This window comes from Acidimicrobiales bacterium, from assembly GCA_035536915.1.
Taxonomy (GTDB): Bacteria; Actinomycetota; Acidimicrobiia; order Acidimicrobiales; family JAHWLA01; genus JAHWLA01.
In genome coordinates, this window is sequence record DATLNE010000031.1 from 19,464 (window position 1) to 31,619 (window position 12,156).

A 12,156-nucleotide genomic window follows, 5' to 3' on the forward strand; every position below is an offset into this window, starting at 1 on the left:
CACATGACGTTGGGAGCGGGCCCGAGGGCTCGATGGGTCGAAGTGGGCAGGCCTGCGCAGGAAGCGTTGGCCGCCGCGGTGGTCGAGGCCAAGGGCGGCGACCCCTTGGCACCGGTGACCGTTGCCGTGCCTTCGGTTTTCGCTGGCTTGGCCCTGCGGCGGGTGCTGGCGGCCCTGTTGGGCGGGCTGGTCAACGTGCGCTTCCTGGTCCCTGCTCGGGTGGCCGAGCTGCTCGGGGCGCCCCGGTTGGCGAGCATGGGACGGCGCCCGCTCACCCGGGCCATCCGGGCCGAGGCCGTGCGCCGGGCCTTGGCCGACGACCCAGGCCCGTTCGGCGACGTGGCCCTCCATCCGGCCACGGTGCGGTCGGTGGAGCAGGCCTTCGTCGAGCTCCGCCGGGCCGGGCCGGCGGCCATCGCCGCCTTGGCCCGCCGTGACGAACGAGGGCGCCACCTCGCGGGCCTGGTGCGCAGGGTGCTCGACGCAACCGCCGATTGTTACGACGACCACGACCTGTTCCTCTCGGCGGCCGAGGTGGCACGGGGCTCACCTGCGGCCTTGGCCGATGTGGGCCACGTCGTGCTCCACCTGCCGCGCCGCATGACCGCCGCCGAAGAGCAGCTGGTGGGGGCATTAACCGCCGCCGGTCGCCTCACCGTCCTGTTGGGCACCACCGGCGACGCCATGGCCGACGAGCCTGCGCGCCTGCTGGCCGAACGCCTCGACCTGCCGCCTCCGCCCGCGGGCGGGCCACCGCCGCTGGCCGAACGAGTGCTGGTGGCCCCCGACTCGGAGGTCGAGGTGCGCGCCGTCGTGCGGGCCGTCGCCGCCCGGCTGGGCAACGGTCGGCCCTTGCACCGCATGGCCGTGGTGTACCGCTCGCCCCGGCCGTACGCGCTGATCCTCCACGAGCAGTTGGCCGCAGCCGGCATCCCCCACAGCGGCCCGGCGCTGCGCACGCTGGCGCAGACGGCTGCGGGCCGAGTGCTGCTGGGGCTGCTCGGCCTTCCGGCCGAACGGTTCTCCCGCAGCGCGGTCATGGCCTGGCTCAGCAGCGGGCCGGTTCTGGCGACGCCCGGCGGCGACCGGGCACCGGCGCCTCGATGGGACGCCCTCTCCCGCGCTGTCGGCGTCGTGGCGGGCGCGACGGCGTGGCGCGACGCGCTGGCTCGCCACCGGTGGATGGCTGAGCACCGGTTGCAACGGCTCGACGCCGAAGGCGACGACGACGGGGTGGCGCGCGGCCTGCGGGTGGAGCTCGACCATGTCGAACGCCTCGACGCCTTCATGGCCGAGCTGGTTGGCAATGCCTCGCCGCCCGCTCGGCTGTCGTGGACGGCTTGTGCCGAATGGGCGCGCGGTCGCTTGGACCGTTATCTCGGGGGCGAAGGCCACCGCACCGGCTGGCCCGACGAGGAGATCGAAGCGGTGCGTGCCGTGCAGTCGGCCCTCGACGGGCTGGGGGCGCTCGACGCGGTGTCGCCTGCGCCCGACGCGGCTGCCTTTGCGGCGGTGCTGGAAGAGCAGTTGCGGGCGCCGTTCGGGCGCCACGGCCGCTTCGGCGACGGGGTGTTCGTGGGCAGGGTGGCCGACGCCGCCTGCCTCGACCTCGACACCGTGTTCGTCCTGGGCATGGCCGAAGGCTCGTTCCCCGAGCGCCATCGGCCCGACGCCGTCTTGCGCGACGACAACCAGGCGCCGCTGCGCCGGGCCGAGGAGCGACGCGACCTGCTGTGGGCCACGGCGGGCGCGGCCGAACGGGTGCTGTCGTACCCACAGGCCGACTCCCGAGGCCAACGCGAGCGCCTGCCGTCGCGTTGGCTGCTCGACGCAGCGTCGTCGTTGGCGAGCCGTCGGCTCTATTCGGAAGACCTGGCCGCCCACCCACCGGCACCGTGGCTGGATCGGGTGGCCTCGTTCTCCGCCGTGCTCGGTTCGCCCGCGGTGGCAGGGTCGTCGCAAGAGGTGCGGCTCGGTTCGCTGCTCCGCTGGACGGGTGCAGGAGGGCGGGCGGTCGACCACCCGCTCTTGGGCAGCGAGCCGCGGCTGGCGCTGGGGTTGGAGGCGGTCGCTGCCCGTCGCTCGACGCGGCTGTCGCGTTGGAACGGCATGGTCGGGCCTGCCGCCGGCCATGCCGGGGTGTTCGACGCCGTGCAGTCGCCCACGGGCGTGCAGTCGTGGGCCGTGTGTCCTCGCCGCTTCCTGTTCGAACGCGTGCTGCGGGTGGCCGAGACCCTGGTGCCCGAAGAAGAGCTCGACATGACGCCCGTCGAGCGCGGCAACCTCATCCACGCCGTGCTTGAACGGTTCCTCGACGAGGTGCCGCGCCGCTCGTCGCCTGCCCAGCCGTGGTCGGCCGACGAGCGAGGGCATTTGGAGCGCATCCTCGACGAGCTGTTCGTCGATGCCGAACGCAGGGGCGTCACCGGCCGTCCCTTGCTGTGGCGCGGCCAGCGCCGCCGCATCCGCCGCGACGTGCTCGGCCTCCTCGACCGTGACGAAGAGCTCCGTGCCCAGGCCGGCGTCGTACCTGTAGCGGGGGAGTTGGCCTTCGGCCTCGACCCCGAGGGGCTTCCCGCCGTGGAGGTGGTGACGCCCAGCGGCCGCAAGGTCGCCTTCCGGGGACGCATCGACCGTGTCGACCTGGCGCCCGACGGCAGCCGTTTGGTCGTGCTCGACTACAAGACCGGTTCCCCACAGACATACGGCGGCCTCGACGCCGACCCCGTGAAGGCCGGCCGGTTGCTCCAGCTCCCGCTCTACGCGCTGGCCGCGCAGCAGCGCTATCCCGCGGCCCACGTCGAAGCGGCGTACTGGTTCGTGGGCGCGGCCGTCGACTACCGGCGGGTGCCTGTCGTGCTCGACGACCGCACCACGGCGCGGTTGCACGACGTGCTCGACGCCATCGGTGACGGCGTGGAGCGCGGCATCTTCCCGGCCAACCCCGGCGGCCGAGGCGGGCGCTCGGGCTTCGCCAACTGCACGTACTGCCCCTACGACCGAGTGTGCCCGGGCGACCGCCAAGCAGCGTGGGAGCGGGTGCAGTTCGACCCGTCGCTGGCGCCCTACCGCCGGCTGTCGGGTGCCGACGAGGGAGGAGAGCCGTGATCGAGGTGCAGCCCAGCGACGAAGCGGCTCGGGAGGCCATCCGTTCGCGGCTCGACGCCACCTTGTTCGTCGAGGCGGGTGCGGGCACGGGCAAGACCACCGAGCTCGTGCGGCGGGTGGTCAACCTGGTCCGCGCAGGCGGCTCGATGGCACGCATCGCCGCCATCACGTTCACCGAAAAGGCAGCGGCCGAACTGCGCGACCGCATCCGCATCGAACTCGAGCGTGCCGCAGCGGCGGGCGACGATCGCTGCGCGGCAGCCGTGGCCGAGGTCGACGAAGCCGCCATCCAGACGCTCCATGCCTTCGCCCAGCGCATTCTGGCGGCGCACCCGCTCGACGCGGGCCTGCCGCCGGGGTTCGAGGTCGTCACCGAGACCGAGTCGTCGGTCTCGTTTTCCGACCGGTGGTCCGAGCAACTCGACCGCATGCTGGCCGACCCTGCCTTGGAGCCGGTGGTGGCGCCCGCCTTCGCCTTGGGCCTCACGCCCGCCCACCTGCGTTTGGTGGCGTGGGAGCTGCACCGCAACTGGGACCGGCTCCACGCACCGTTCGGCCCCGATGCGGTTGAGCGCCGGCCCGTCGATGCCGGCCCCGTGCTCGACGCCCTCGACAATGCCGTGGCCGCGCTGTCGTCGTGCGCCGACCCCGACGACAAGCTCTACATCCACCTCGACCAACAGGTGCGGCCCTATCGCGACCTGCTGGCGCGCATGGTGGCCACGGGCGACGAGTCCGAGGTGCTCGCCGTGTTGGCCGACCCCCGGAAGCTGACCTGCCGGTTCGGCAAGGCGCCCAACTGGTGCGGAGGCGTGACCAAGGCAGAGGCCGCCGACCGGTGCAGCGCGGCCGACGACGCACGGGCCCGACTCGTCACGCGGGTCAAACGTGAGGTGTTCCCCCCGTTGCTCGAACGGCTGCGCCGCTTCACCCTGGCGGGCGCCGAGCGGCGTCGGGTCGACGGTCGCCTGGAGTTCCACGACCTGCTCGTGCTGGCCCGCGACCTGCTGCGGGCCAACGGGGAGGTTCGCCTCGCCGTTCGCGGCGAGCTCGACCACCTGCTCATCGACGAGTTCCAGGACACCGACCCGCTCCAGATCGAGATCGCCGTGGCGCTGGCCGCGGCGGGCGACGGGGGTGGGCCGCTCCCGCCGTGGGGTGACGTGGCCGTGGAGCCCGGGCGGCTGTTCTTCGTGGGCGACCCCAAGCAGTCGATCTACCGGTTCCGGCGGGCCGACATCCTCCTCTATCAGCAGGTGCAGGCCCGTTTCGGACGTGACGCCGTCGTGCGGCTGCAGCAGAACTTCCGTTCAACCGAGCCTGTCCTGGCCTGGGTCAACCACGCCTTCACCGGCCTCATGGGCGACGGCACCACGGCGGGCCAGCCCGTTTACATGCCGCTCGACGCCACGTGGCCCGCCACTGCCACCGGTCCGAGCGTCGCCTTGGTCGGCGGTCCCACCGACGCGCCCGACATCCACACCGTGCGCGAAGCAGAGGCGGCCGACGTGGCCACGGTGGTGGCCCGGGCCAAAGCCGACGGTTGGCTCGTCGCCGACCGCGACGACGGCGGGCAGCGCGTGCACCGTCCCGCGCAGTACCGCGACATGGCCGTGCTGCTGCCGACGCGCACGTCGCTCCCCGCCCTGGAACGGGCACTGGAGGGGGCGGGCGTGCCCTACCGGGTGGAGAGCCGGTCGCTGGTCTGGTCCACGGCCGAGGTGCGCGACCTGCTCGGGCTCCTGCGGGCCGTCGACGACCCCACCGACGAAGTGGCCCTTCTCACTGCCCTGCGCTCGCCCGCGCTGGCGTGCGGCGACGACGACCTCCTCGCCTTCGTCCTGGCGGGCGGGAGGTGGGACCACCGCCACCCCGGCGCCGACTCGCTCCCGGCCGACCACCCCGTCCTGGCAGGCATGGCCACCTTGCGAGGGTTCTGGGAGCGGCGGTGGTGGGCCAGCGTCAGCGCGGTAGTCGAGGAGGCCGTGCGCGAACTGCGCTTGCTGGAGCTCGCGTTCGCCTCCCGCCGCCAGCGGGAGGCGTGGCACCGGCTGCGTTTCGTCGTCGACCAGGCCCGTGCCTATGTCGAGGCGGGCGGGGCGACCTTGCGGGGGTTCCTCGACTGGGCCGAGCAGCAGGCCGACGAGCGCTCGGCGGTGATCGAGAGCGTGGTGCCGGAGTCCGACGACGACGCCGTGCGAGTCATGACCGTGCACGCAGCCAAGGGGCTGGAGTTCCCCATCGTGGTGCTGGCCGGGCTCCACTCGGCGGGGGCCCCGGGGGCAGGCACGCAGGTGGTGTGGGACGACGACGGCACCGCCCACGTGCGGGCCGGGCGGGAAGGCGCCCGCTTCGAGACCGCAGGCTTCGAGTCGGTGGCCGCCACCGAAGACGTCCTGCAAGCGCTGGAAGACGTGCGGCTGCTCTACGTCGCTGCCACCCGGGCCCGTGACCACCTGGTGGTGGGCGTGCACCACAACGGCCCCCGTTGCCCGGCGGCCGAGGTGTGGCAGCAGTCGCAGTCGGCGCCGCACCTGGCCGTGTACCTCGAAGGGCTGGTGCCGCCCGACGTGACCACGGCCGACGGGCTCGACTTGGGAGCCGAGCCGATAGGCGAGGCGACCAATGAGCACAGCGCCCGTCTCGACGGCAGCAGGCCGTCGAGAACGAACGACGGCGTGCGGCGGGTGACCGATCCGCGCAACTCCTTAACGCCGACCCCGCCGCCCGCCGACCTGGTGGCGCAGTGGGAAACGGAGCGGGCGGCCCTGGTCGAGCGCCATGCCCGTTTCCCGTCGATGGCCGCCACCGACGTGGCCAAGAAGGTGGCGGGGGTAGCAGTCGACGACGAGCCCGAGAAGGACGAACCCGAAGCCGAGGCGCCGCCGTGGCAGCGGGGGCGGGCGGGCACCGCCTTCGGGCGGGCCGTACACGCCGTGCTGCAGACCGTCGACCTGCGCACCGGTGAGGGGGCCGACGGGGCCGCGGCCGCCCAAGCCGCGGCCGAGGGCATTCCCGACCGCGCCGCCGACGTGGCCCGGGCCGTGCGCAACGCGCTGCGGTCGCCTGCCGCCCAGGAGGCCGCCGCCGGCCGCTCGTGGCGGGAGGTCTACGTCGCCGCCGACCTCGATGGCACCGTGCTCGAAGGCTTCGTCGACCTCCTCTACGAAGCCCCCGAAGGCTTGGTGGTTGTCGACTGGAAGACCGACGCCGTCCGCTCCGCCGCCGACCTCGACGCCGCCGTGGCCCGGTACCGGGCGCAGGCCGCGGCCTACGCCGTGGCGCTGGAGCGCACCCTGCAGCGCCCCGTGGTGCGCTGCGAGTTGGTGTTCACCGCGGGCGACGGCCCGCAGCAGCGCACGGTCGCCCATCTGGCCGCCACCAAAGCCCTGGTGGCCGAGGCAGTGGCTGCGAGGTAGCGCGGTGCCTAGTGCTCGTCGCCGGGGCCGTGGCCGGCCCGCTGGTCGGCAAAGCGGCGCAGGGCGTCGGTATCCACGTCGGTGCACGTCATCTTGTGGCGCCAGGCCGTGGCCACGACGCGAGCGGGCAGCGTCGGGTTGGGCGCCACCACCACCTGCTCGCCCGCCAGCCCCACTACCGCAGCCCGGTCGGCCGGGTCGCGGTACTGCACGAGCACCCGTCCCTCTTCGAGCACGCCCACCTGCACCGGGCGGGGGAGGGGCTCGTCGACCGCGCCCGTGGGCAGCCCGCCCGTGCGGTGTGGCCCCGAGGTGGGCGGGTCGGTCACGTACACGGTCTCCGGCCCGCCGGCGAACAGGTGATGGGTGCTGCCCGGGTCGAGCGGCTCCTCGACCACGCCCGCGCACGCCCGTCCACCAGCCGGAGCCATCCCGTCGTCGTCACGGCAGCCGACGAACAGCATGGCCACCACCAGCAAGACGCTGGCCGCAGGCACCCGCCGCAGGTTGCGCAGCCGGTCCTGCAACAGGGCGATGCCCAATGCCACCAACGCCGCGCCGACCAGCAGCGACAGCCGGAACGGCTCGTCGAGGAACACCACCCCCAGCGTGATGGCGACGACCGGGATCACATAGGTGACGGTAGACGCCCGCGTCGGCCCCACCTCGGTGATGGCCTCGTAGTTGAGGACGTAGGCCAACCCGCTGGCGAACACCCCGAGCAGCAGCAGGCTGAGCAACGACCGCCACTCCAGGTCGACGCCCCGGGTGGCGATGCCCACCACCGCCTGCGGCGCCGTCAGCACCGTGGCCGCCGCCAACTGCCCGCCCACTGCCACCAACGACGCCACCCCCACCACGTAGCGCTGCGTGTAGGCGTAGCCGAACCCGTAACAGGCCGCCGCACCCAGGGCCGCGCCCGCGCCGACCAACGACGACGACCCCAGGCTGTCGCCGCCAACCCCCGCCGCCACCGCCACGCCCACGAAGCCCAGCGCCAGCCCCGTCACCTGCGGGAGCCGCAACCGTTCGTGCAGCCCGATCGCCGCGGCGATGGCGGCGAACATCGGCGTGCCCGCGTTCATCACCGATGCCAGCGCCGAGTCGATGTGCTGCTGCCCCCACGCCAGCAAGGTGAACGGCACTGCCCCGTAACAGAGCCCCATGACCACGAAGTGCCGCCACATGACGGCGTCGCGGGGCAGCGACAGCCCCCGCCGCCGCATCACGAAGGTGATGACGACGAACCCGATGGCGATGCGCCCGAAGGCCACGGTGCCCGGCGTCATGGCCCGCAGGCCCACCTTGATGAACAGGAACGACCAGCCCCAGATGAAGGCCAGGAGGAGCACGCGCCGCACCGCCCGACCCTACCGACGCCCCGGCCGCTACCCGGAAACGCATTCTCCAAGGAGCCCCCTGGAGACCCTCCGGCCTACACTGGCCGCGCCATGTCCCGGTCTCTCATCGAGCGCCGCCTCCTCGAGGTGAACGAGCGCCTTCGCCGCGCCCGTGAGGAGTTGGCCGTGCTCGACGAGCAGTCGGCCGTCTTCAACGACGCCGCCGACGACGCCCGCATCCGGGCGTTGGTGTCGGAGACACCGCTGGCCGACAAGGAGCACCGCGAGGCCCAGAAGCACGCCGACGCCATGCTCCGGAGCCGGGCAGCCGCCCTCGCCACGATCACCGAGCTCGAGCGCCTCCAAGGAGAGCTGCTCGACCGCTTGGTGGTCGAACCCCGCTAACCCCCGAGCCAAGGAGCGACCCACGTGGCCGTCCGAGTCGTCGTCGCTGAAGACGAGGCCATTGTCCGCCTCGATCTCAAAGAAATCCTCGAAGAAGAGGGCTATGAAGTCGTCGGCGAGACCGGCCGCGGCGACGAGGCCGTGACTCTCGTCCGCGAGCACAACCCCGACCTCGCCATCCTCGACATCAAGATGCCGGGCCTCGACGGCCTGGCCGCCGCCCGGGAGATCGCCGGCGAGCGCCGGGCCGCCGTGCTCATCCTCACCGCCTTCAGCCAGCGCAACCTCATCGAGGAGGCCCGCGACGCGGGCGCCCTGGCCTACCTGGTGAAGCCCTTCCAGAAGAGCGAGCTGCTGCCCGCCATCGAAGTGGCCTTGGGCCGCTTCGCCGAGCTGAAGGCGCTCGACAGCCAGACCAAGTCGCTGGAAGAGCAACTGGAGATCCGCAAGATCGTCGACCGGGCCAAGGGCATGCTCATGGACCGCCACGGCATGACCGAGTCCGACGCCTTCTCGTTCATCCAGAAGACGGCCATGCACGAGCGGGAGACGATGAAGACCATCGCCCAGCGCGTGCTCGACGGCGACCTGCAGCCGTAAGAACTTGTCGTAGTGCGCTGACCCGTCGTAGGTTTCCCAACGTGTTAGGACAACCTAAGAAAGCAGCAGCATCCGTCCTCCTCCTGGCCACGTTGGCGCTCGGCGCGTGCGGCGGCGGCGAGGACCGTCCGGGCAGCGCGGGCTCGGCCAGCGGCAGCGGCTCGGGTTCGGGCAGCCACGCCCACGAGACCACGCTCAAGACGGTGCCCGCAGCCGAGGCCACCACCACCGTCGACGTCGTGATGCGCGACTTCAAGTTCGAGATGCCCACCACCGTCAAGGCGGGCAAGGTCCTCTTCCGGGTGAAGAACGAGGGCCCCACCGAGCACGAGTTCGTCATCATGCAGGGCACCAAGGAGCTGGCCGAGGTCCACGGCGTCGACGCGGGCAAGAGCGGTGAGCTCGCCGTCGACATCCCCGCGGGCCGCTACACCGCCAAGTGCCTGATCGGCTCGGGCGGCGGCCGCCACGACAACCTCGGGATGGTCCAGAACTTCACCGTTGAGTAAACGAACTGTGCGGGGTTCCGGCGCGTCCTGCGCGGGAACTCCGCACACTTCGATCCTCCATCGCAACACCTCGGGCACCAGCCGCTCGGCCGGGCCGATGGAGGAGGCTGCGGCACGGGCCTGGAACGTGCTCAACGAGGGCAAGCCCTTCACCCTCGTCTTCGTCGGCTTCCTCCTGCTCGTCACCGGCGCCCCTCTCGCAGGCATCGCCGCCTGCGCGCCCCTCGCCCTGGCCTGGTTCCGCCACGCCTACCCCCTGCACCTGCGGGCCATCCTGTGGGCGGTGGCCGCCGCCGTGGTCGTCGTCGCCGGCGGCCTCCCCCTCGGCGCCGCCGCCTTGGCCCTCGGCCTGTACCTCACCTTCACCATCGTGTTGTGGGGTACCGTCTACTACCACCTCCGGCTGGGCGCGCCCCTCACCAACTTCGTGCGCTTCTGGCGCCTGGTGCTGGAGAACCCCGACCCCACCTCGGGCAACTTCCTCGAACAGGTGCCCAAGGTGGCCGCCCTCCTGGCCGTCGGCCACTCGACCCGCCCGACCGCCACCCTGCTGGCCGCGGGCATTGCCGCCTGGGCCGTGGGTGCTGTGGTGCACCGCCACCTCGTCACCTGGGTGCCCGGCCGGGCCACCGGCGACCACGCCGCCGACCGGCGCCCCCGCAACGCAGGCGTCGCCGAGTGCGGCCCGCCCAGCCGCAAGGTCCTGCTGCTGGTCATCGACGGCTGCCGCAACGACCGTTTCGACGAAGCCCATACGCCGTTCCTCGACCGCTTGGCCGCCGAGGGCATCCGCTACCACACCTGCGAGACCGTCTACCCGGCTCGCACCGTCACCTGCTTCAGTTCGATCCTCACCGGCGCGCCCCCAGCAGTCCACGGCATGCACTCCAACTTCGTGCCCTCGCTGGGCGTGAAATGCGAGTCGATCTTCGACGTCGTGCCCAGCGCCCACATGGTCGGCATCGCCCACCTGGTCGACGCCTTCGGCGACGACGTGAGCACGGTCACCGCGGTCATGCCCAACGACGAGATCGACTGGGCCCTGTGCAACAAGGCCCGTGAAGTGGTGGAGGCCGACGACCCCGATTTGCTGGTGGTGCAGACCCTCAGCGTCGACCAGACCGGCCACTTCCGGGGCTCCTACTACGACGAGTACCTGGCCCACATCGAGTCGACCGACACAGAACTGGAGCGCCTGGTCGACTGGCTGGCGGACCGGTGGGGCGGCCTCGATGGCGTGACCATCGGCGTGCTCTCCGACCACGGCCAAGGCATCGGCATCGGCGGCCACGGCCACTGGACCCCGACCGAGCGCTACGTGCCCTGCATCTGGTGGGGCGCCGGGGTGCCGCCGCGACCGCTGCGCGACGAGGTGTCGCTGCTCGACGTCACCGCCACGTTGGCCCACCGCATGGGCGTGCGCACCCCCGAGCGTTCGGTGGGCACGTGCCTGCTCTGCAACGCCGATCCCACCCCGGCCACCGGGCCAAAGGTGGCGATCCTTCCCGTGCGCAACGAAGCAGCCACCGTGGCCTCGGTCATCGAGCGCGTCCCTGCCGACTGGGAGACCGTGGTGGTCGACGACGGCTCCACTGACGACAGCGCGGCGATCGCTGTCGCCGCGGGCGCCAAGGTCGTGGCCCACGACCGCAACCTGGGCCTCGGCGCCGCCGTGCGCACCGGCCTGGAAACGGCGCATGCCATGGGTGCCTCGGTGGCCGCCTTCCTCGACGCCGACGGCGAGTACGACCCCGCCGAACTGCCGACGCTGGCCCGGCCCATCATCGACGGCGAGGCGGACTACGTGGTCGGTTCCCGCTTCAACGGCACCATCCGCTCGATGCTCCCGCACCGCCGCCTGGGCAACCGGTTGCTCACCCTGCTCACCGCCGCGGTGGCCCGGCACCGCATCAGCGACGGCCAGTCGGGGATGCGAGCGCTCGGCGCCGATGCCCTCGCCGTCGCCCGCATCAACCACGACTACAACTACGCCCAGGTCCTCACCCTCGACCTGTTGCGCAAGGGCTTCCGCTACCGCGAAGTCCCGATCACCTACGAACGGCGCCGTACCGGCCGCAGCTTTGTCACGCTGGGCCGGTACGTGCGCCGGGTGCTGCCTGCCATGGTGCGGGCCGCCCGCACCCGCTGAGTTTCGACTACCCGCCGATGGTGTAGGTCCGGCCGGCGGTGGCACCGTCGCCCCAGCGGCCGTCCGACGTGGAAGCGGCGACGTCGCCCAGCACCGAGCCCCTGCCGATCGGCGCGCACGCCGGGCAGGCCTGGGCCCGCAGCGCGTCGAGCGTGGCGAGGGGGACCGACCACGTCACGGTGTCGGTGGCCGTGTCGACGACGACGTCGGCCGGCGCGGAGGCATAGCCGACGTGCATCTTGTACACCTCGACCAAGGCGGTTCCGTCGGCGGCCAAGCGGACGCCCAGGTCGGCGCCGCCGCTGCGCGCCGACATGCCGTACGTGCGCCCCGCGGTGTCGTCGAGGTCGAGCAGTGTCGTCGACCACACCAGCTTGCTGCCGGTGGTGTCGAGGTCACCCGACACGATGTCGAGCGTGGGGTCCGACAGCGGCCGAGCCCCACATGTGTCGATGCCTTGCTCGGCCCAGGTGACGCAGACGGCCAGTGGGGTGGCGTCGCCTGCGGTGTCGGAGATGAGGGGGTCGTCGGCATGGGCAATGCCGGGGGCGAGGGCCGCGGCAATGGCGGCAACGGCGGCAAGGGTCTTGATGGGCAACATGGTGTTCCTCCTGGTTGGGGTTCGC

General features: G+C 72.4%; 8 protein-coding genes. 6 read left to right on the forward strand and 2 right to left on the reverse strand.

From position 1 onward, the window contains the following. The first annotated feature begins 3 nt into the window (after positions 1-3). Together VM938_07635 and VM938_07640 are read left to right on the forward strand one after the other, a co-directional pair. A complete protein-coding gene (locus VM938_07635) occupies positions 4-3,108 on the forward strand; it encodes a PD-(D/E)XK nuclease family protein (protein ID HVF74905.1) in 3,105 nt (1,034 codons plus the stop codon). Next, positions 3,105-6,527 (forward strand): UvrD-helicase domain-containing protein, encoded by a 3,423-nt coding sequence (locus VM938_07640; protein HVF74906.1) that lies wholly within the window; start codon positions 3,105-3,107, stop codon positions 6,525-6,527. Before VM938_07635 ends, VM938_07640 begins: the two co-directional genes overlap by 4 nt. Before the next feature lie 8 nt (positions 6,528-6,535). Here the strand turns inward: VM938_07640 and VM938_07645 are convergent, their stop codons facing one another. Continuing rightward, entirely contained in the window at positions 6,536-7,888 is a 1,353-nt protein-coding gene (locus tag VM938_07645) for an EamA family transporter (protein HVF74907.1), read from the reverse strand. A 90-nt stretch (positions 7,889-7,978) separates the two neighbouring features. Here VM938_07645 and VM938_07650 point away from each other — a divergent pair, with 90 nt between their 5' ends. From VM938_07650 to VM938_07665, 4 genes are all read left to right on the forward strand, one after another. Next, the gene (locus VM938_07650; protein ID HVF74908.1) at positions 7,979-8,272 is read left to right on the forward strand and encodes a hypothetical protein; all 294 of its coding nucleotides are present in this window, start codon (positions 7,979-7,981) and stop codon (positions 8,270-8,272) included. 24 nt (positions 8,273-8,296) lie between these two features. Next, positions 8,297-8,872 carry a response regulator gene (locus VM938_07655; GenBank protein HVF74909.1) on the forward strand — a complete coding sequence of 192 codons (576 nt, stop codon included), beginning with the start codon at positions 8,297-8,299 and terminating at the stop codon, positions 8,870-8,872. Between the two features lie 41 nt (positions 8,873-8,913). Further along, positions 8,914-9,381: a cupredoxin domain-containing protein gene (locus VM938_07660; protein ID HVF74910.1), complete on the forward strand. Its 468-nt coding sequence runs from the start codon at positions 8,914-8,916 to the stop codon at positions 9,379-9,381. 97 nt (positions 9,382-9,478) lie between these two features. Then, on the forward strand, positions 9,479-11,530 hold the full coding sequence (locus tag VM938_07665; protein ID HVF74911.1) for an alkaline phosphatase family protein: 2,052 nt from the start codon (positions 9,479-9,481) through the stop codon (positions 11,528-11,530). Between the two features lie 7 nt (positions 11,531-11,537). On the opposite strand, the gene VM938_07670 is transcribed toward VM938_07665, so the two are convergent. Next, positions 11,538-12,131 carry a hypothetical protein gene (locus VM938_07670; protein HVF74912.1) on the reverse strand — a complete coding sequence of 198 codons (594 nt, stop codon included), beginning with the start codon at positions 12,129-12,131 and terminating at the stop codon, positions 11,538-11,540. Positions 12,132-12,156 lie beyond the last annotated feature (25 nt).